General features: G+C 66.8%; 19 protein-coding genes. 11 read left to right on the top strand and 8 right to left on the bottom strand.

Annotation, left to right across the window (positions count from 1 at the left end; translation table 11 throughout):
- Window positions 1-112 precede the first annotated feature (112 nt).
- The 6 genes from rplT to INQ48_11520 all read right to left on the bottom strand — a co-directional run bounded on the left by rplT (window position 113) and on the right by INQ48_11520 (window position 5,868).
- Complete coding sequence (rplT, locus tag INQ48_11545) at window positions 113-472, bottom strand: 50S ribosomal protein L20 (protein ID QRF59805.1); 360 nt, start codon at window positions 470-472, stop codon at window positions 113-115.
- A 26-nt stretch (window positions 473-498) separates the two neighbouring features.
- A complete protein-coding gene (rpmI, locus tag INQ48_11540) occupies window positions 499-702 on the bottom strand; it encodes a 50S ribosomal protein L35 (GenBank protein ID QRF59804.1) in 204 nt (67 codons plus the stop codon).
- A 200-nt stretch (window positions 703-902) separates the two neighbouring features.
- Complete coding sequence (infC, locus tag INQ48_11535) at window positions 903-1,523, bottom strand: translation initiation factor IF-3 (protein QRF60701.1); 621 nt, start codon at window positions 1,521-1,523, stop codon at window positions 903-905.
- Between the two features lie 98 nt (window positions 1,524-1,621).
- On the bottom strand, window positions 1,622-3,529 hold the full coding sequence (gene thrS / locus INQ48_11530) for a threonine--tRNA ligase (GenBank protein ID QRF59803.1): 1,908 nt from the start codon (window positions 3,527-3,529) through the stop codon (window positions 1,622-1,624).
- Between the two features lie 333 nt (window positions 3,530-3,862).
- On the bottom strand, window positions 3,863-5,194 hold the full coding sequence (aceA, locus tag INQ48_11525) for an isocitrate lyase (protein ID QRF59802.1): 1,332 nt from the start codon (window positions 5,192-5,194) through the stop codon (window positions 3,863-3,865).
- Between the two features lie 263 nt (window positions 5,195-5,457).
- Entirely contained in the window at window positions 5,458-5,868 is a 411-nt protein-coding gene (locus INQ48_11520) for a gamma-glutamylcyclotransferase (GenBank protein QRF60700.1), read from the bottom strand.
- Between the two features lie 69 nt (window positions 5,869-5,937).
- Between INQ48_11520 and INQ48_11515 the strand changes: the two genes are divergently transcribed.
- Both INQ48_11515 and INQ48_11510 read left to right on the top strand, forming a co-directional pair.
- Window positions 5,938-6,852: a DMT family transporter gene (locus INQ48_11515; protein ID QRF59801.1), complete on the top strand. Its 915-nt coding sequence runs from the start codon at window positions 5,938-5,940 to the stop codon at window positions 6,850-6,852.
- 130 nt (window positions 6,853-6,982) lie between these two features.
- Window positions 6,983-7,450 (top strand): hypothetical protein, encoded by a 468-nt coding sequence (locus INQ48_11510; protein ID QRF60699.1) that lies wholly within the window; start codon window positions 6,983-6,985, stop codon window positions 7,448-7,450.
- Window positions 7,451-7,533: 83 nt separating this feature from the next.
- Here INQ48_11510 and INQ48_11505 read toward each other — a convergent pair whose 3' ends face one another.
- Window positions 7,534-8,286, bottom strand: coding sequence for a helix-turn-helix transcriptional regulator (locus INQ48_11505; protein ID QRF59800.1), 753 nt, complete (start codon window positions 8,284-8,286; stop codon window positions 7,534-7,536).
- Between the two features lie 130 nt (window positions 8,287-8,416).
- Between INQ48_11505 and INQ48_11500 the strand changes: the two genes are divergently transcribed.
- A complete protein-coding gene (locus tag INQ48_11500) occupies window positions 8,417-8,710 on the top strand; it encodes a hypothetical protein (GenBank protein QRF59799.1) in 294 nt (97 codons plus the stop codon).
- On the opposite strand, the gene INQ48_11495 is transcribed toward INQ48_11500, so the two are convergent.
- The gene (locus tag INQ48_11495; protein QRF59798.1) at window positions 8,676-10,400 is read right to left on the bottom strand and encodes a thiamine pyrophosphate-binding protein; all 1,725 of its coding nucleotides are present in this window, start codon (window positions 10,398-10,400) and stop codon (window positions 8,676-8,678) included. The two genes, INQ48_11500 and INQ48_11495, sit on opposite strands and share 35 nt — an antisense overlap.
- A gap of 83 nt (window positions 10,401-10,483) precedes the next feature.
- Between INQ48_11495 and INQ48_11490 the strand changes: the two genes are divergently transcribed.
- The 8 genes from INQ48_11490 to INQ48_11455 all read left to right on the top strand — a co-directional run bounded on the left by INQ48_11490 (window position 10,484) and on the right by INQ48_11455 (window position 19,072).
- Window positions 10,484-11,140 carry a TetR family transcriptional regulator gene (locus tag INQ48_11490; protein ID QRF60698.1) on the top strand — a complete coding sequence of 219 codons (657 nt, stop codon included), beginning with the start codon at window positions 10,484-10,486 and terminating at the stop codon, window positions 11,138-11,140.
- Window positions 11,141-11,358: 218 nt separating this feature from the next.
- A complete protein-coding gene (locus INQ48_11485) occupies window positions 11,359-12,342 on the top strand; it encodes a tripartite tricarboxylate transporter substrate binding protein (protein ID QRF59797.1) in 984 nt (327 codons plus the stop codon).
- An 82-nt stretch (window positions 12,343-12,424) separates the two neighbouring features.
- The gene (locus INQ48_11480) at window positions 12,425-13,198 is read left to right on the top strand and encodes an ABC transporter permease (protein ID QRF59796.1); all 774 of its coding nucleotides are present in this window, start codon (window positions 12,425-12,427) and stop codon (window positions 13,196-13,198) included.
- A 54-nt stretch (window positions 13,199-13,252) separates the two neighbouring features.
- Entirely contained in the window at window positions 13,253-14,254 is a 1,002-nt protein-coding gene (locus INQ48_11475; protein ID QRF59795.1) for an ABC transporter substrate-binding protein, read from the top strand.
- Between the two features lie 154 nt (window positions 14,255-14,408).
- Window positions 14,409-15,188 (top strand): ABC transporter ATP-binding protein, encoded by a 780-nt coding sequence (locus INQ48_11470; GenBank protein QRF59794.1) that lies wholly within the window; start codon window positions 14,409-14,411, stop codon window positions 15,186-15,188.
- Window positions 15,189-15,198: 10 nt separating this feature from the next.
- Window positions 15,199-16,629 (top strand): hypothetical protein, encoded by a 1,431-nt coding sequence (locus INQ48_11465; protein ID QRF59793.1) that lies wholly within the window; start codon window positions 15,199-15,201, stop codon window positions 16,627-16,629.
- 42 nt (window positions 16,630-16,671) lie between these two features.
- Window positions 16,672-17,847, top strand: a complete 1,176-nt coding sequence (locus INQ48_11460) for a Gfo/Idh/MocA family oxidoreductase (protein ID QRF59792.1) — start codon at window positions 16,672-16,674, stop codon at window positions 17,845-17,847.
- Window positions 17,848-17,866: 19 nt separating this feature from the next.
- A complete protein-coding gene (locus INQ48_11455) occupies window positions 17,867-19,072 on the top strand; it encodes a dihydrodipicolinate synthase family protein (GenBank protein ID QRF59791.1) in 1,206 nt (401 codons plus the stop codon).
- The last annotated feature ends 3 nt before the right edge of the window (window positions 19,073-19,075 follow it).

The following is a 19,075-nucleotide window of genomic DNA, read 5'->3' as shown; positions in this document are numbered from 1 at the left end:
ACAACAGATTTCTTCGGGGGAAAAATAAAAAAGGGCTGGTGCTCTTTCAAGCGCCAGCCCTTGTGCCGTGGGCGCAGGAAACTGTCCGGGGACGGTTACCCGCTGTGCAGAATCAAGCAGCCAGCTTGGCCTTGACCTGCTCCACGATGCCCGCAAAAGCGGCCTTGTCGTGCACGGCGATGTCCGCAAGCATCTTGCGGTCGATCTCGATCCCGGCCTTGCGGATGCCGTTGGCGAACTGGCTGTAGGTCAGGCCCAGTTCACGCGAGGCGGCGTTGATACGCGCGATCCACAGTTGACGGAACACGCGCTTCTTGGTGCGGCGGTCACGGTAGGCGTATTGGCCTGCCTTCATCACCGCCTGTTTGGCGATGCGGAAGACATTGCCGCGGCGACCGCGGAAACCCTTGGCGAGTGCGAGAACTTTCTTGTGGCGGGCGCGAGCCGTTACACCACGTTTGACGCGAGGCATGTGAGTACTCCTTGTTCGTCAGTTGATCAAATGCCCATGCCGGGCAGCATCGCGGCCATCGAAACCATGTTGGTTTCGTGCACCGACACCGCACCACGCAGGTGACGCTTGTTCTTGGTGGTCTTCTTGGTCAGGATGTGACGCTTGAAGGCTTGACCGCGCTTGACGGTGCCACCGGGACGAACGCGGAAACGTTTCTTCGCGCTGCTCTTGGTCTTCATTTTGGGCATGTGAATGCTCCTTTAATTTGTGCTCGTGAGGCGCCGTGGATGAACTCCATGGACTTGTTGGCCCCGAGACACTTCTTCATCCCGCCACCGCCCGCGCTTGCCTTGCAGCGCGCGCCGGCGATCGGCGAAATCCCTTCGAATTCTCACATCCGATCAAGCCAGCGACTCGCACCGCCGGACCCGACCGGATCTTTGTTCGCTCAGGCGCCAGCCGGAGCCGGTGCCGCCGCGTTTTCCGTCGCCGGCTTGGCCGGAGCCCCACCGGGCTTCTTGCGGCCCGGCGCGATCATCATGATCATCTGCCGGCCTTCGAGCTTCGGAAACTGCTCGACGAGGATCGTGTCGCCGAGCTCGTCGCGGATGCGCTGCAGCAGGGCCAGACCGAGTTCCTGGTGCGTGATCTCGCGCCCCCGGAAGCGCAGCGTGATCTTGCACTTGTCGCCATCCTCAAGAAAGCGCCGGATGTTGCGCATCTTGATGTTGTAGTCGCCATCGTCGGTACCGGGCCGGAACTTGATTTCCTTGACCTCGATGACCTTCTGCTTGGACTTCGCCTCGGCCGCCTTCTTCTGCTCGTGGTACTTGAACTTGCCGTACTCGATCAGGCGGCACACCGGTGGATTGGCCGCCGCGACGACCTCCACCAGATCCACGTCCTGCTCACCGGCGAGACGCAAGGCCTCCGCAAGACTCACAACACCCAATTGCTCGTTATCCGGGCCGATCAGGCGGACTTCCGGGGCCATGATTTCCCGGTTCAGGCGATGTTGGCGTTCCTCGCGGTGGCGGCGGTCGCGAAATGCAGTAGCGATGGTTGGTATCCTCTAAGTTTTGCTACAAAAAGAGTAGCGAAAGCCGCTCAGTCCTCGCGGGCAAGCGGTACATTTGGCAGAAACATGTGGGGTGTTTCGACGACAAATCAACGCTTGTCAGCAACATCCTGGACGAGCCGTTGCGCGAACGATTCGAGGGACATTGCACCGAGGTCTTGGTTGCCCCGGGCGCGCACTGCGACGGCGCCAGCTTCCTTTTCCTTGTCGCCCACGACAACGATGTAAGGGAGCTTTTGCAACGAATGCTTGCGTATTTTATACGTAATCTTCTCGTTGTGCAGATCGAGCTGGACCCTAAGCCCTTGATTTTGCAGCGTTTTCGCAACTTGCGCGGCGTAATCGGCCTGTCCTTCGCTGATATTGAGCACCGCCACCTGCACCGGAGCGAGCCAGGCGGGCATCGCGCCGGCATGGTGTTCGATCAGCATGCCGATGAACCGCTCGAGGCTGCCGACGATCGCACGGTGCAGCATCACCGGGTGCGCGCGGCCACTCGATTCCGTCACGTACTCGCCACCCAGGCGCTCGGCCGTGTTGAAGTCGACCTGCATCGTGCCGCACTGCCACTGACGGCCGATCGCATCGCGCAGCGTGTATTCGATCTTCGGGCCATAGAAGGCGCCGTCGCCCGGAGCGATCACGAACTCCACGCCCGAGCGGCGCAGCGATTCCATCACTGCGTGCTCGGCCTTGTCCCAGAGCTCGTCCGAACCCACGCGGTTCTCGGGCCGCGTCGCGACCTTGTAGAGGATGTCCGTGAAGCCGAAGTCCGCGTACACCTTCTGCAGCTGCGCCGTGTAGGCGATGCATTCGTCGAGGATCTGGTCCTCCGTGCAGAAGATGTGGCCGTCGTCCTGCGTGAAGCCGCGCACGCGCATGATCCCGTGCAGCGCGCCGCTGGGCTCGTTGCGGTGGCACTGGCCGAACTCGCCGTAGCGCAGCGGCAGGTCGCGGTAGCTGCGCAGGTCGCTCTTGAAGATCAGCACGTGGCCCGGGCAGTTCATCGGCTTCAACGCGTACTCGCGCTTCTCCGACTCCGTCGTGAACATGTTGTCGCGGTAGTTCTGCCAGTGGCCCGTCTTCTCCCACAGGCTCTTGTCGAGGATCTGCGGACCCTTCACTTCCCAGTAGCCCGTGTCGCGGTAGATGCCGCGCATGTACTGCTCGACCTGCTGCCAGACCGCCCAGCCCTTGGGATGCCAGAACACCACGCCCGGCGCCACTTCGTCGATGTGGAACAGGTCGAGTTCCTTGCCGAGGCGGCGGTGGTCGCGCTTCTCGGCTTCCTCGATGCGCTGGATGTACTGGTCGAGCTGCTTCTTGTCGGCCCAGGCCGTGCCGTAGATGCGCTGCAACTGCTCGTTCTTGGCATCGCCGCGCCAGTAGGCGCCGGCCAGCTTCGTGAGCTTGAAGACCTTGAGGAAACGCGTGTTCGGCACGTGCGGGCCGCGGCACATGTCGACGTATTCCTGGTGGTAGTACAGGCCCATGGCCTGCTCGTCGGGCATGTCCTCGACCAGGCGCAGCTTGTAGTCCTCGCCGCGCGACTTGAAGACCTCGATCACCTCGGCGCGCGGCGTCATCTTCTTGACCACGTCGTAGTCCTGCGCGATCAGCTCGCGCATGCGCGCCTCGATCGCGGCCATGTCCTCGGGCGTGAAGGGGCGCTCGAACGCGATGTCGTAGTAGAAGCCCTCCTCGATCACCGGGCCGATCACCATCCGGGCCGTCGGATAGAGCTGCTTGACCGCGTGGCCGACCAGGTGGGCCGTCGAGTGGCGGATGATCTCCAGGCCCTCGTCGTCCTTGGGCGTGATGATCTGGAGCTTGGCATCGTGGTCGATGATGTCGCTGGCGTCGACCAGCCGGCCGTCGACCTTGCCGGCCACCGTCATCTTGGCGAGGCCGGGGCCGATGGACTTGGCGACGTCGGCCACCGAGACCGGGCCGGGATACTCGCGCTGCGAGTTGTCGGGAAGCGTGATGTGGATCATGAAAAACCTCGGGCGAAAAACAAAAAAGCGCGGTGGATGACCGCGCTTTGCTGTGGCAGGGAAGCTGGCTCGAACCAGCGCGCGCGGTTTAGCGGGCGCTTCCTTCGAAGAAGAAAACACCGCAGATGGCTTGCGGGGTAGTTCGCGGTGTCATAACCAAAGTGCCTTTCTCGCCCTTGTTGACTGACAGTGGAGCCCATGATTCTAGCCGCTCGGCGCGCCGACCGCGCCGCGGCACGCGAAGTCCGCCTGGGCGAGCCGGCATTCGCACGCACGAAAAAAAGCCCGGCGCGCGGCCGGGCTTCAGGTGACAGCGAATGTCGAGTCAGTCGCTCAGTGGAACTGCTCTTCTTCCGTCGAACCGGTCAGTGCCTTCACGCTCGACTGGCCGCCCTGGATCACGGTGGTCACGTCGTCGAAGTAGCCCGCGCCGACTTCCTGCTGGTGCGACACGAAGGTGTAGCCCTGTTCGCGCGCCGCGAATTCCGGCTCCTGGACCATGTTCACGTAGTGCTTCATGCCCTCGCCGCGTGCATAGGCGTGCGCGAACTTGAAGGTGTTGTACCAGTTGACGTGGATGCCGGCCAGCGTGATGAACTGGTACTTGTAGCCCAGGTCCGAGAGGTCTTCCTGGAAGGTCGCGATCTGCTTGTCGTCCAGGTTCTTCTTCCAGTTGAACGACGGCGAGCAGTTGTACGACAGCAGCTTGCCCGGGCAGGCGGCATGCACGGCCTGCGCGAACTCGCGGGCGAAGCCGATGTCGGGCACGCCGGTTTCGCACCACACCAGGTCGGCATAGGGCGCGTAGGCGACGCCGCGGCTGATGGCCTGCTCGAGGCCATTCTTCACGCGGTAGAAGCCTTCCGAGGTGCGCTCGCCGGTCAGGAAGGGCTTGTCGTTGGCGTCGTGGTCCGACGTGATCAGGTTCGCGGCTTCGGCGTCGGTGCGGGCCAGCACGATGGTGGGCACGCCCAGCACATCGGCGGCGAAACGCGCGGCGATCAGCTTCTCGCAGGCTTCGCGCGTCGGCACCAGCACCTTGCCACCCATGTGGCCGCACTTCTTGACGGCGGCCAGCTGGTCTTCGAAGTGCACGCCGGCGGCGCCCGCGGCGATCATGTTCTTCATCAGTTCAAAGGCGTTGAGCACGCCGCCGAAACCGGCTTCGGCATCGGCCACGATCGGCAGGAAGTAGTCGATGAATTCCTTGTCGCCCGGGTTCACGCCACGGCCCCACTGGATTTCATCGGCGCGGCGGAAGGTGTTGTTGATGCGGCGGACCATGGTGGGCACCGAGTCGTACGCGTAGAGCGACTGGTCGGGGTACATGGTTTCCGAGCTGTTGCCGTCGGCGGCCACTTGCCAGCCCGACAGGTACACGGCTTCGAGGCCGGCCTTGGCCTGCTGCATGGCCTGGCCGGCGGAGATCGCGCCGAAGGCGTTCACGTAGCCCTTCTTCGAACCGCCGTTGATCTTGTCCCAGAGCTTCTCGGCGCCGCGCTTGGCGAGCGTGTAGTCGATCGGGAACGAACCGCGCAGGCGCACCACGTCGGCCGCGCTGTAGCCGCGCTTCACGCCCTTCCAGCGGGCGTCCGTGGCCCATTCTTTCTCGAGGGCGGCAATCTGCTGTTCGCGGCTGAGTTGTTCGGTGAGGGTCTGGGGCATGGTCACTCCGTGAGTTGATTGAAGGGTTGGTTTCGAGCGTTTCGGCGCTGCGGCCATGGGCTTACTGTAATCGCGTCGCCCACTCTTATGTCTTATAGAAGACATATTTTTTCCCCAACAAAATCAATAACTTACGAAGATATTTCTCAATGAGAAAACAACTTTCTCATATTGAGAAAAAATACTGCGGTGCAGCAGCGGCGATTTTCACGATGCGCAATCACTCTTTCGTCTGTGAAAAACGCGGGCCGGAACGCGCGCCCTCAACGCCGCGAATGTGCGATCCAGTCGCCGCCCGCGATCACCGCGTGACCCTCGATGCGCGACGGATGGATCTCGTAGACCAGGCAATCGAACGCGCGGCCGTCGCGGGCCTGCACGCGCAGCCAGCGCTTGATGTACTCGCCCGAATCGTCGTCGGCCACTTCCTCGAGCCGGTCGAGCGCGACCTCCACCTGCGCATCGATCGCGTAGATCTCGCCCTTCACGCGGCCCTCGCCGCCCAGCACCATGCCCGGATAGGCGCCGAGGTCGTAGAGCGTGCCCGCGACCTCGGCGTCGGCCACGCGGAGCGGCAGCGGCGCGAAGCGCGCGATGTCGTTGCGCCCGCCCGCGCGCAAGGTGCCGTAGACGAAGACGTGGCGCACGCCCGGCGCATGCGTCGATTGCGGCATCATCGATGCTTCCTTTCTCCAAATCACCCCAGTCTATTGAACCCCGCCGCACCCGCCCCAGGCCGGCTCATGGCCTACGGCTGCCTCGCGCTGAGCATGTCGCTCGTGGGCTGCTATGTCGCCCTCTCCAAGCCGCTGGTCGCGGCCTTCCCGGTGCTGCTGCTGGCCTGGCTGCGCTTCGGCATCGCGGCGCTCGCCATGCCGCACTGGCTGCGCCGCGCACCCGACGAAGCACCGATGACCGCGCGCACGCGCTGGCTGGTGTTCCTCGAGTCCTTCCTCGGCAATTTCCTGTTCTCGATCTGCATGCTGTTCGGCGTGAGCCTCACGAGCGCGGTCTCGGCGGGCGTGATCATGGCGTCGATCCCGGCGGCGGTCGCGGTGGCGAGCTGGCTGTTCCTGCGCGAGCGCATCACGCTGCGCATCGGCCTCGCGATCCTCTGCGCGGCGATCGGCATCGGGCTGCTCGCGCTCGCGCCTGCGCATGCGAGCGCGCACCCGGGCACGGGCGCCTCCTCGTCGACGCCGTGGCTCGGCAACCTGCTGGTGTTCTGCGCGGTGCTCTGCGAGGCCGCCTATGCGGTGATCGGCAAGTCGCTCACCGGCCGGCTGGGACCCAAGCGAATCTCCTCGCTGATCAACCTCTGGGGCTTCGTGCTCAGCACGCCGCTGGGCGTCTGGTTCGCGCTGCAGTTCGACTTCGCCGCGGTGCGCCCCGGCCTCTGGCTGCTGCTGGTCGCCTACGCACTCGCAGCGAGCATCTGGACGGTGTGGCTCTGGATGACCGGACTGCGCCACATTCCCGCCGCGCAGGCCGGTGTTTTCGCGGTGATGCTGCCCGTGAGCGCAGCGCTCGTGGGCGTGCTCGTGCTCGGGGAAAGCCTCTCCCTGGTGCAGCTGTTCGCGTTCGCGCTCGCTCTCGCAGGCGTCTTCCTGGCGACCTGGCCCGCGCGCCGCAGGCAAAACGGGCGCTCTCCCCTCTGAAAAAACAACAACCTCCAATGAAAAAAGCGCTTTTTCCCTTGGAAACGCGTTTTTTCTCATTTAGCATCCGCGATGCCAGTGGAGACCCTGTTTTTCATTGGTGACGTTCAACCAAAAAAGGAAATCAACCATGGCAACTGCAAAGAAGGCTCCGGCCAAGAAAGCGCCGGCTAAGAAGGCCGCTGCTCCCGCGAAGAAGGCTGCTGCTCCCGCGAAGAAGGCCGCTGCACCGGCGAAGAAGGCTGCTGCTCCTGCGAAGAAGGCTGCCGCACCGGCGAAGAAGGCTGCTGCTCCCGCCAAGAAGGCTGCACCCGCGAAGAAGGCTGCTGCAAAGGCTCCCGCCAAGAAGCGCACCCCGAACGCCGCCTTCATGAAGGCCCTGACCCCCAGCCCCGCACTGGCTGCCGTGGTCGGTTCGACGCCGCTGCCGCGCACCGCCGTCGTGAGCAAGCTGTGGGACTACATCAAGAAGAACAACCTGCAAGACAAGGCCAACAAGCGCAACATCAACGCCGACGCCAAGCTGAAGGAAATCTTCGGCAAGGCCCAAGTGTCGATGTTCGAACTGGCCGCGCTGATCGGCAAGCACGTCAAGTAAGCGCACCACTCGAACGGCCTCCGGGCCGATCAGGAAAGCCGGCGACAGCCGGCTTTTTTTCGTCCGTACTTTTCGCGATCGCCTCAGCGCGAAGCGCCGGCATCGTGCGCGAAGAAGCGCGAGGGCGTGCAGCCGAAGTGACGCCGGAAGGTCTCGATGAAGGCACTCACCGAGCTGTAGCCCACCGTCAGCGCCACCGTCGTCACGGGCTCGCCCACGCCCAGCAATTGCACCGCCTTGAGCAACCGCGCCTGCTGGCGCCACTGCGCGAAGCTCAGGCCGGTCTCGGCGGCGAAGCGGCGCGTGAGCGTGCGGCGCGCCATGCCGATGCGATCGGCCCATTGCTCGATCGTGTCGTCGCGCGCGGGATCGTCGGCCAGCGCGGTGGCCAGCGCGAGCAGGCGCCGCTCCTGCGGCAGCGCGAGATGCAGCGAGGTCCGCGTGCCCGCCGCCAGTTCGTCGACCAGCACTCCCACCAGCCGCAGGCGGCGCGCTGCCTCCCCCTCTTCGCCGAGCGACACCAGCCGCCCCACCAGCTCGCGGATCAGCGGCGTCGACGCGAACACATGCGGCTGCGCGGGCAAGGCCGTCGTCAGCGCCGGATCGAGATAGAGGCTCCACCCGGCCGTCGCGCCATGGCTTTGCGCCGCGTGCGCGCAGCGCGGCGCGATCCAGCCGATCCATCCGGGCGGCAGCACCCAGCGCCCCGCACTCGTCTCGATCAGCTGCAGGCCCGCGCGCAACGCGAACAGCTGGCCTTCCTCGTGCGCATGCGCGCCCGTGGTGCGCGGCGCCTCGTAGGCGTTGAGATCGAGCCGCACCATGGGCTCAGCCATCGCATCGCTCCATCCGTGACATGGCCCGATGGCGATACCGATTGGCACCGCGCCGCAAGCCCGCGACGCAGCGCCTGCCTAGCATCGAAGCCTTCGATCCACCCTTCCCTCTCTTCCTCAAGGAACCGCCATGAAAGCCCAGGATGTCCTGCCCGATGACCAGAACTTTGCCGTCCTCAACGGCCAGCCCGTGCGCAAGGGCTCGGTCGGTGCCTTCCTCGCCAACGTGCGCGTGCTGGAGGATGCCCAGGCCGGCGAGGCGCAGCGTCAGGCCGCGCACGAGGACCTCGTCGGCCTGATCCCCGCGCTCGAGGCGCTCGGCCTGTTCGACGTGTTCGAGCTGCGCTCCGCAGCCCTGCGCGCGGAGGTCGCGAGGCATCGCGCCGCGCTCAGCTCCGCGCCTGCTGCTGCGCCGCGCGCCTGATCGACGACAGCGTGCCGCGCGTGGTGATGACCTCGGGGTCGAGCGGAATCTCGATCAGCGTGCCGGTGTCGGACGCCAGCGCGCGCAGCAGCGCGGCCTCGAACTGCGCGGTCTCGGTCACGCGCTCGGCCGCGTAGCCGTAGGCGCGCGCCAGCCCGCAGAAGTCGGGATTGCGCAGCGCGGTGCCGCTGGTGCGCTCGGGGTACTCGCGCTCCTGGTGCATGCGGATGGTGCCGAACATGCCGTTGTTCAGCAGCACGACGATGCTCTTGCCGCCATGCTGCGCGGCCGTGGCCAGCTCCTGGCCCGTCATCAGGAAATCGCCGTCGCCCGCGATCGTGAAGGCCACCCGGCCGGTCGCGAGGCTGGTGGCGATGCCGGCCGGCACGCCATAGCCCATGGCGCCACTGGTGGGCGCCAGCTGCGTCTTGTGGCCCTTGGCGAGGCCGTGGTAGCGGAAGTAGCGATGCACCCAGCTCGCGAAGTTGCCGGCGCCGTTGGTGATCGTGGCATCGGCCGGCAGGTGCTGCTGCAGCGTCGCGACCACCGCCGCCATGTCGACCGCGCCGCGCGGCGTTTCCGCCGGCATGCCGGCCAGCGGCTGCGGTTCGAGCCAGGCCTGGTAGTCGGCGTTCGCCTGCAGCGCCCAGTCCTCCCAGGGCAGCGTGGGCGGCGCGCTCAGCACCTCGATGCTGCGCGCGGCGGCGCTCATGCCGGCGTTGATCGCGAGGTCGGCCTGGTAGACGCGGTTGAGCTCCTCGGCGCTGGCATGGATGTGCACCAGCGTCTGCTTCGCCTTCGGCGCCTCGAGCAGCGTGTAGCCGCCGGTGGTCATCTCGCCCAGGCGCGGGCCGATGGCGAGGATCAGGTCGGCGTCCTTCACGCGCTGCGCCAGCTTCGGATTGATCGCGATGCCGACGTCGCCCGCATAGAGCGGATGGTGGTTGTCGAAGGTGTCCTGGAACCGGAAGGCATTGGCCACCGGCAGCCGCCAGTTCTCGGCGAAGCGCTGCAGCGCCTGCGCGGCCTGCGCGGTCCAGCCGCCGCCGCCGGCGATCACCAGCGGCTGGCGCGACTTCAGCAGCAGCTCGCGCAGGGTGCGCAGCGCGCCCGGGTCGCTCCAGGGCTCGACCGCCTCCACCCGCGGCAGCGGCCGCGCGGCGGTCTCGCTGCGCAGCATGTCCTCGGGCAGCACCAGCACCACCGGGCCGGGGCGGCCGTTCATCGCGGTCGAGAAGGCGCGCGCGATGTACTCGGGGATGCGGTTCGCATCGTCGATGCGCTCCACGCGCTTGGCGAAGCCCTTGGTGCTCGGTCCGAAGAAGCTGCCGTAATCGACCTCCTGGAAGGCCTCGCGGTCGCGGAAATCGCTGCCCACGTCGCCGACGAACAGCACCATCGGCGTGGAATCCTGGAAGGCGTTGTGCACGCCGATCGAGGCATTGGTGGCACCCGGGCCGCGCGTCACGAAGCAGATGCCGGGACGGCCCGTGAGCTTGCCGTGCGCCTCGGCCATGAAGGCCGCGCCGCCCTCCTGCCGGTTGACGATGAAACGCGCGCGCTCGCCGTAGGCATGGAAGCCGTCGAGCACCGCGAGGAAACTCTCGCCGGGCACGCCGAACGCGATCTCCATGCCCTGTTCGAGCAGGCACTCGACGATCAGGTGGCCTGCGGGTTGTGATGTACTCATGAGCAGTAGAACTCCAACACTTTGTCCGCGGCGATTATGTGCGCCCGCCCCGCCTCCCTTGTTTTAATTCCCCAAATGGTTAAATTCGCGCCATGAAGGCCACCGCCCCCGACACGCTGGAACCCCGCTCGCGCGATGCCGACCGTTCGCAGCTCGCGATCCTCGCCTCGGCGCGCGACGAGTTCTCGGCGCGCGGCCTCGCCGGCGCCCGCATGGACAGCATCGCCGAGCGCGCGGGCCTCAACAAGCGGCTCATCTACTACTACTTCGGCAGCAAGGACGACCTGTTCCTCGCCGTGCTCGAACGCACCTACGCCGACATCCGCGAGGCCGAGCAGCGGCTGCACCTCGACGAGATCGATCCGGTCGAGGCGATCCGCCAGCTGGTGTCCTTCACCTGGCACTACTACCTCGAGCATCCCGAGTTCATCACCCTGCTCAACAGCGAGAACCTGCACCAGGCCTCGCACCTCAAGCGCTCGGAACGCATCCAGGAGATGAACTCGCCGCTGGTGCAGCTGCTCGACACCGTGCTCGAGCGCGGCCGGCGCGACAACCTGTTCCGCGCGGGCGTCGATCCGGTGCAGCTCTACATCTCGATCGCCTCGCTGTGCTACTTCTACCTCTCGAACAACCACACGCTCTCGGCCATCTTCGGCCGTGACCTGCGCGCGCCCAAGGCGATGGCGCAACGCCTCTCGCACATGACCGACCTCGTGCTCGGCTACGTGCTGCACTGACAAGCCCTTTCTCCGCCTCGCGCCGCGCCTCTCGCGGCGACGGGGCCGCGCGCCATCGCCGCGCGAGACGCCTCCCATCGCCGTCCCGATCTACGGGTATCCACCAGGGCCCACCCGTTGACGCTGCCGCGCCCGCGTTCCTAGAATCGGTAATTCACTTATTGGTGAATTGAGCTCGAAACGACACCAGCGGCCCCGCCGCGCGGAGACAAAGACCCATGAAGCAATTCGCACGCAACGCCACGCTGGCCGCGATCGTCGGCCTGGGCGCCCTGCTCCCCGCCCTCGCCGGCGCGGAAGCCGCCTACCCCAGCAAGCCGATCCGCGTGATCGTGCCCTTCGCGGCCGGCAGCACCACCGACATCATTGCCCGCGCCATCGCCGACAAGATGGGCGCGAGCATGGGCCAGCCGCTGGTGATCGAGAACCGCGGCGGCGCCAGCGGCACCATCGGCCAGCAGGCGGTGGCCACGGCGGCGGCCGACGGCTACACGGTGATGATCCATTCGTCGTCGCACACGGTCAGCCCGTCCACCTTCGCCAAGCTGCCCTTCGACACGGTGAACGACTTCGCGGGCGTCACGCCGATCTCCTCGCTGCCCAACGCGCTGGTGATCGCGCCCTCGAAGAACATCAAGACCCTGCCCCAGCTGCTGGCCGCCGCGCGCGCCAAGCCCGGCAGCATGAACTTCGCCTCGGCCGGCCAGGGCAGCGCCACGCACCTGAACGCCGAGAAGTTCAAGATGGCCGCCAAGATCGACGCGACCAACATCCCGTTCAAGGGATCGGGCGAGGCCGTCACCGAGGTGCTCTCGGGCCGCGTCGACTACTACTTCTCGCCGATCGCGCCGGTCATCGGCCAGATCAAGGAAGGCCAGTTGCTGGCGCTCGCCGTGGGTTCGCCCAAGCGCGCGGCCGCCCTGCCCGACGTGCCCACCACCGCCGAGGCCGGCGTGCCCGGCTCCGAGTTCAACTTCTGGATCGGAATGATGGCGCCCGCGAAGACGCCGCGCGCCGTGGTCGACCGCCTGCACGACGAAGTGGCGAAGGCCCTCGCCACGCCCGAGGTGAAGGAGCGCTTCCTCAAGCTCGGCGCCGATGCCTGGACGCTCAAGCCCGCGCAGTTCGATGCCTACATCAAGCAGGAGATCGCGAGCAACGCCGAGCTCGTGAAGGCCGCCGGCCTCGCGGTCCAGCAGTAAGGCCTCTCGCGACAGCGCCCGCTTCTTTCGCAGCCCACCGACTTCCGACCGAACGCCCCGCGCCGCCACCGGCGCGCTCTCCATGATCCGCAAACTCCTGCTCTCCCCGGCGCTGCGCCCCTTCCTGCTGATCCTGCTGCTGCTGGTGCTGTGGGACCTCGCGATCCGCCTCTTCAAGATTCCGGCCTACCTGATCCCGCCGCCGTGGGAGGTGGTCAAGCAGCTGGTCAACGAATGGCCGCGCCTGCTGACAGAGAGCTGGAAGACCACCCTGGCCACGCTCGGCGGCTTCGGCCTCACCATCGTGATCGGCATCCCGATCGCGATGGTCATCGCCTACTCGCGGCTGGTCGAGTCGTACGTCTATCCGCTGCTGGTGTTCTCGCAGAGCATCCCCAAGGTGGCGATCGCGCCGCTGTTCGTGGTGTGGTTTGGCTTCGGCATCTTCCCCAAGGTGATCTCGGCCTTCCTGCTGGGCTTCTTCCCGGTGGTGGTCTCCACCGTGATGGGCTTCAAGTCGGTCGAGCCCGACATGCTCGACCTCGCGCGCTCGATGGGCGCGAGCCGGCTGCAGACCTTCTTCAAGATCAGCCTGCCGCAGGCGTTGCCGCAGATCTTCAGCGGCCTCAAGGTCTCGGTCACGCTGGCCGTCGTCGGCGCGGTGGTCGGCGAATTCGTCGGCTCCAACTCGGGCATCGGCTACGTGCTGCAGGTGGCCAACGGCAACTTCGACCTGCCGCTGATGTTCGCCGCGCTGGTCGTGCTCTCGAGCATTGGCGTGGTCCTGTTCGTGGCGGTCGACCTGGTCGAGCGCGTGATGATCCCCTGGCACGCCTCGCAGCGCCACGCCAACTGAGTGCCCCTTCCTGGTTCCTTCGCCCCAAGCCAACAACTCTCCCGGAGACAAGACATGAAGAAACTGCTTCCCTCGCTGCTCGCCGCCGCCGCGCTCGCCACCTTCGCCATCGCCCCCGCGCATGCGCAGGGCGACAAGCCCAAGGACAAGGTCACGCTGATGCTCAACTGGTATCTCTACAGCGAGCACGCGCCCTTCTTCCTCGGCAAGGAAAAGGGCTTCTACGCCGAGGAAGGCATCGACCTCGACATCCAGGAAGGCCGCGGCTCCGCCGTCACCGCGCAGGCGGTGGCCGCCAAGTCGGCGACCTTCGGCTACATCGACGTCACGACCATGATCAAGGCCGCCGCCAAGGGCGCGCCGTTGAAGTCCACCGGCGTGCTGTTCCAGGTCAGCCCGATGTCGGTCATGGGCTTCAGCGAGAAGAACATCAAGACGCCGAAGGACATCATCGGCAAGACCGTGGCCGTGACGCCCGGCGACTCGATGTCGCAGATGTGGCCGCTGTTCCTCAAGGTCAACGACATCAAGGCCGACCAGGTGAAGATCGTCTCGGGCGACGGCCAGACCAAGCTCAACGCGGTGATCAACGGCCAGGCCGACATGCTGCTGGGCTACGTGATGGACCAGGCCATCAAGCTGCAGGACGCCACCGGCAAGCCGGTGTCGCCGATCCGCTTCGCCGATTCGGGCGTAAACCAGATCAGCTCGGGGATCATCGCCAACAAGAACCTGCTGACCGAGAACCCCGACCTGGTCAAGCGCTTCATGCGCGCCTCGACCAAGGCCGCCGAAGCCGCCGAGAAGAGCCCCGAGGCCGCGGTCGACGCGATGCTCAAGGCCAACCCCAAGGCCGGCGTGCGCGACACGCTGATCGTGGGCATGAAGCAGAGCGTGGCGCTCTATCACACCAAGGACACGGCGAACCAGCGCCCCTTCCGCGTGGCGATGAAGAACGTCAACGAGTCGCTGGACCTGCTGGTGCAGTACGGCGGCATGGACGCCTCGACGCGCGGCAAACCAGAAGACTACGTGACGCTCGATTTCCTGCCGTAAACAGCTCACCCCCAGGCTCCGCGCACTTCGTGTCGCTTCTCCCACCTCCTACCGGGGGCAACACCAGCGGCCCGGCAAAGCCGGTTCCGCGGTGTTCCCCGAAAACGCCGCAAGCGCCCCGTCACCTCGTTCGCTTCGTCCTTTACTACGCTCCATGTCTCCAGTCCAACTGATCGAAGCGCGCGGCGTCTCGAAGATCTACCAAAGCAAGGATGGCCCCGTCGAGTCGCTGAAGCCGCTCGACTTCGCCATCAAGGAAGGCGAGTTCGTCTCCGTCGTCGGCCCCTCGGGCTGCGGCAAGAGCACCTTGCTCAAGATGGTGGCGGGCCTGCTGCCGATCAGCGGCGGCAGCCTCACGCTGGCGGGCAAGCCGATCCAGGGACCGCAGAAGGACGTGGGCATCGTGTTCCAGAGCGCGGTGCTGCTGCCCTGGCGCAGCGTGGAGGACAACATCCTGCTGCAGGCCGAGATGCGCCACCTGCCGATGGACGCCGCCAGGGCGCGCGCCCACGAGCTGATGGCCATGGCCGGCCTCAAGGGCTTCGAGCGCAAATACCCGTGGCAGCTCTCGGGCGGCATGCAGCAGCGCGCTTCGATCTGCCGCGCGCTGCTGCACGACCCGTCGGTGCTGCTGATGGACGAGCCCTTCGGCGCGCTCGACGCGATGACGCGCGAGAAGATGAACCTCGAGCTGCAGCGCATCTGGATGGCCTCGAAGAAGACCGTGATGCTGATCACCCACAGCATCCCCGAGGCCATCTTCCTGTCGGACCGCGTGATCGTGATGAGCGAGCGCCCCGGCTCGATCGCGGCCGTCTACGACATCGAGCTGCCGCGCGCCCGCACCCTGGACATGATGGCCTCGACTGAGTTCGGCCACTACACGAAGCTGGTGCGCGCGCATTTCTTCTCGCAGGGCATCCTGGACCACTGAGAGCGAAGCCATGGACGCGCCCCGTTTCCACGTCGAGGAGATCCGCTTCGCCGAGCGCGATGTCGCGCTGCGACTGCCGTTCCGCTTCGGCGCCGCCACCGTCACCGCTTGCCCGCAGGTCTACGTGCGCGCGCGCCTCCGCTTCGAGGACGGCCGCACGTCCAGCGGCTGCGCGGCCGAGATGATGGTGCCCAAGTGGTTCGACAAGAACCCCGCGCTCACCAACGAACAGAACTTCGAGCAGCTGCGCTTCGCGCTGCGCGACGCGCGCGAGGCCTACACCGGCGAGGCCGATGCCCAGACCGCGTGGACGCATTTCGCCGCCAACTACGCCGCGCTGATGGCGCGCGCCCGTGCCAAGGGCCTGCAGCCGCTGGTGGCGGGCTACGGCCCGGCACTGGTCGACCGCGCGATCTTCGATGCGCTGTGCCTGCACGCCGGCACCGGTTTCGCCGCCGCGATGAGCGCCAACCTCGGCGGCATCGACATCGCGGGCAGCGGCCTGGCCGACGACCTCGCCGGCTTCGACATGCCCGGCTTCCTCGCGCAACAGCGCCCCTCGGACCATATCGCCGCGCGCCACACCGTGGGCCTGGCCGACGCGATCGACGACGACGATGCATGGCCCGATGCGCCCGCCGACGGCCTGCCCACCACGCTCGTGGCCGCCGTGCGCCGCTACGGCCTCACGCACTTCAAGCTCAAGCTCTGCGGCGACACCGCGCGCGACATCGACCGGCTCGAGCGCATCGCGCGCGTCATCGACGGCCATGCGCAGTTGGTCACGCTCGACGGCAACGAGCAGTACGCCGACGCCGATGCCTTCGGCGCCTTCCTCGACCGCCTGCTGTCCACGCCCGCGCTGTGGGCGCTCGCGAAGAAGACGGCGTTCGTCGAGCAGCCGATCCGGCGCGACGCCGCGCTCGAGCGCGACGTGCGCTCGCTCGGCCGGCGCATCCCGCTGCTCATCGACGAATCCGACGCCACGCTCGACGCCTTCGTGCGGGCGCGCGAACTCGGCTACACCGGCGTGTCGAGCAAGAGCTGCAAGGGCTTCTACAAGTCGGCCGTCAACGCGGCGCGCTGCGCGCGCTGGAACGCGGCCGACGACGGCACGCGCTACTTCCTCTCGGGCGAGGACCTGACCATGCAGGCCGGCCTCGGCGTGCAGCAGGACCTGGCGCTCGTGAGCTGGCTCGGCCTCTCGCACGTCGAGCGCAACGGCCACCACTACGTCAACGGCCTCGCGGCCGTGCCCGAGGCCGAGCAGCAGGCACTGCTGCGCGCCCACCCCGACCTCTACGAATCCAGCGATGGCGCGGTGCGCCTCGCGATCCGCGGCGGACAGCTCGCCCTGTCCTCGCTCGTCTCCGCGCCCGGCTTCGCCACCGGCCAGCCCGGCGCGGGCATCTCGTGGGACGCCATGCGTTCCGTCTACTGAAGCAGCGCTTCTCTGTCCCCCTCTCTCACTCAAGGAAAGAACATGCCCACCCAACGTCTAGGAATCATCATGCACGGCGTCACAGGCCGCATGGGCATGAACCAGCACCTGATCCGCTCGATCTGCGCCATCCGCGCCCAGGGCGGCGTGACGCTGTCGAACGGCGACAAGGTGATGCCCGATCCGATCCTGATCGGCCGCAACGCCGAGAAGATCGAGGCACTGGCCAAGGCCCACGGCATCCAGCGCTGGGGCACCGACCTCGACAAGGCGCTCGAGAACAAGGACGACACCGTCTTCTTCGACGCCGGCACCACGCAGATGCGCCCCACCCTGCTGGCCAAGGCGATCCGCGCCGGCAAGCACGTCTACTGCGAGAAGCCGATCGCCACCAACCTCAACGAGGCGGTGGAGATCGCGCGCCTGGCCGAGGAAGCCAAGGAGAAGCACGGCCTCAAGCACGGCGCGGTGCAGGACAAGCTGTTCCTGCCCGGCCTGCGCAAGCTCGACATGCTGCGCCGCGCCGGCTTCTTCGGCCGCATGCTCAGCGTGCGCCTGGAGTTCGGCTACTGGGTGTTCGAGGGCGACCTGCAGCCGATCCAGCGCCCGAGCTGGAACTACCGCAAGGAAGACGGCGGCGGGATGATCCTCGACATGATGTGCCACTGGCGCTACGTGCTCGACAACCTGTTCGGCGAGGTCAAGTCGGTGTCGTGCCTGGGCACCACCCACATCCCGAAGCGCTGGGACGAGGCCGGCCAGCCCTACGAGGCCACGGCCGACGACGCCGCCTACGCCACCTGCGAGCTCACCGGCCACAACGGCGAGCCGGTGATCGCGCAGATCAACATGAGCTGGGTCACGCGCGTGCGCCGCGACGACCTCGTGACCTTCCACGTCGACGGCACCGACGGCTCGGCCGTGGCCGGCCTGTCGAGCTGCCGCGCCCAGTCGCGCGTGGCCACGCCGCGCCCGGTGTGGAACCCCGACGAGAAGCAGACCATGAACTTCCTCGACCAGTGGCAGGAGATCCCTGACTCGCAGTTCTACGACAACGGCTTCAAGATCCAGTGGGAACACTTCATCCGCCACGTGGTGGAGGACGCACCCTACAAGTGGACCCTGCCCGAGGGCGCCAAGGGCGTGCAGCTGGTCGAGGCCGCGCTCGAGTCGTGGCAGGACCGCCGCTGGGTCGACGTGCCCGCGCTGAAGGTCTGAGACCCGGAGACCCGACCGCATGGCCCTCTCGCTCAAGCTCCCCACCGCCGGCGGCGCGCTCGCCGACTACGCGCTGCGCGGCAGCACGCCGCCGAAGCCGCCCGCGGGCGTTCGCTTCGACCGCATCGCCTACTCGGCCGCGCACGTCGTGGCCGACCCGCTCGCGGCCATCGATCCCTGGCTGCAATGCGCGGTCGACTGGGACGCCACCCTCGCCTACCGGCGCCACCTCTACGCGCTCGGCCTGGGCGTGGCCGAGGCCATGGACACCGCGCAGCGCGGCATGGGCCTGGACTGGCCGACCTCGCTCGAACTGATCCGCCGTTCGATCGATGCCGCCAGCGACATCCCCGGCGCGCTCGTGGCCTCGGGCTGCGGCACCGACCACCTCGACCTCGATGCGGTGAAGAGCGTCGACGACGTGATCCGCGGTTACGAGGAACAGATGGCCGCCATCGAGAAGCTCGGCGGCAAGCTGATCGTGATGTGCAGCCGCGCGCTGGTGCGCGTGGCGAAGAGCCCGGCCGACTACGAGCGCGTGTACGACCGCATCCTGAGCCAGGCGAAGCAGCCCGTGGTGCTGCACTGGCTCGGCGAGATGTTCGACCCCGCGCTGGCCGGCTACTGGGGCACCAAGGACGTCGATGCCGCGATGGAGACCGCGCTCGGCGTGATCGCGGCCCATCCCGACAAGGTCGACGGCATCAAGATCTCGTTGCTCGACAAGGACAAGGAGATCGCGATGCGCCGCCGCCTGCCGACCACCGGCGGTCCAGACGGCCAGGGCGTTCGCATGTACACCGGCGACGACTTCAACTACGCCGAGCTGATCGCGGGCGACGGCCACGGCAGCCATCCCACGCACGGCAAGAGCGACGCGCTGCTGGGCATCTTCGATGCCATCGCGCCGGCCGCCAGCGCCGCCCTCGGCGAACTGGCCGCGGGCCGCGTCGAGCGCTTCCACGAGATCCTCGGCCCCACCGTGCCGCTGTCGCGCCACATCTTTGCCGCGCCCACGCGCTTCTACAAGACCGGCGTGGTCTTCATGGCCTGGCTCAACGGCCACCAGAAGCACTTCACCATGGTCGGCGGCCAGCAGAGCACGCGCTCGCTGCAGCACTTCGCCGAGCTGTTCCGGCTGGCCGACGCAGCCAACCTGTTCGAGCAGCCCGAGCTCGCGGTGCGGCGCATGAAGACGCTGCTGTCGCTGCACGGCGTGGAGTGAGCC

This window comes from Variovorax paradoxus, from assembly GCA_016806145.1.
GTDB lineage: Bacteria > Pseudomonadota > Gammaproteobacteria > Burkholderiales > Burkholderiaceae_C > Variovorax.
Note: the sequence above shows the minus strand (reverse complement) of the source record. Positions and strands in the feature narration are given on the sequence as shown.

Excerpts from the sequence above, each read along its gene's own strand:
- INQ48_11460 (QRF59792.1), top strand. The coding sequence starts at position 16,672 with ATGCCCACCCAACGTCTAGGAATCATCATGCACGGCGTCACAGGCCGC.
- rpmI (QRF59804.1), bottom strand. The coding sequence starts at position 702 with ATGCCCAAAATGAAGACCAAGAGCAGCGCGAAGAAACGTTTCCGCGTT.
- INQ48_11505 (QRF59800.1), bottom strand. The coding sequence starts at position 8,286 with ATGGCTGAGCCCATGGTGCGGCTCGATCTCAACGCCTACGAGGCGCCG.
- INQ48_11455 (QRF59791.1), top strand. The coding sequence starts at position 17,867 with ATGGCCCTCTCGCTCAAGCTCCCCACCGCCGGCGGCGCGCTCGCCGAC.
- INQ48_11465 (QRF59793.1), top strand. The coding sequence starts at position 15,199 with ATGGACGCGCCCCGTTTCCACGTCGAGGAGATCCGCTTCGCCGAGCGC.
- INQ48_11480 (QRF59796.1), top strand. The coding sequence starts at position 12,425 with ATGATCCGCAAACTCCTGCTCTCCCCGGCGCTGCGCCCCTTCCTGCTG.
- INQ48_11520 (QRF60700.1), bottom strand. The coding sequence starts at position 5,868 with ATGCCGCAATCGACGCATGCGCCGGGCGTGCGCCACGTCTTCGTCTAC.
- INQ48_11495 (QRF59798.1), bottom strand. The coding sequence starts at position 10,400 with ATGAGTACATCACAACCCGCAGGCCACCTGATCGTCGAGTGCCTGCTC.
- thrS (QRF59803.1), bottom strand. The coding sequence starts at position 3,529 with ATGATCCACATCACGCTTCCCGACAACTCGCAGCGCGAGTATCCCGGC.
- INQ48_11510 (QRF60699.1), top strand. The coding sequence starts at position 6,983 with ATGGCAACTGCAAAGAAGGCTCCGGCCAAGAAAGCGCCGGCTAAGAAG.
- INQ48_11485 (QRF59797.1), top strand. The coding sequence starts at position 11,359 with ATGAAGCAATTCGCACGCAACGCCACGCTGGCCGCGATCGTCGGCCTG.
- INQ48_11475 (QRF59795.1), top strand. The coding sequence starts at position 13,253 with ATGAAGAAACTGCTTCCCTCGCTGCTCGCCGCCGCCGCGCTCGCCACC.
- rplT (QRF59805.1), bottom strand. The coding sequence starts at position 472 with ATGCCTCGCGTCAAACGTGGTGTAACGGCTCGCGCCCGCCACAAGAAA.
- aceA (QRF59802.1), bottom strand. The coding sequence starts at position 5,194 with ATGCCCCAGACCCTCACCGAACAACTCAGCCGCGAACAGCAGATTGCC.
- INQ48_11515 (QRF59801.1), top strand. The coding sequence starts at position 5,938 with ATGGCCTACGGCTGCCTCGCGCTGAGCATGTCGCTCGTGGGCTGCTAT.
- INQ48_11470 (QRF59794.1), top strand. The coding sequence starts at position 14,409 with ATGTCTCCAGTCCAACTGATCGAAGCGCGCGGCGTCTCGAAGATCTAC.
- INQ48_11500 (QRF59799.1), top strand. The coding sequence starts at position 8,417 with ATGAAAGCCCAGGATGTCCTGCCCGATGACCAGAACTTTGCCGTCCTC.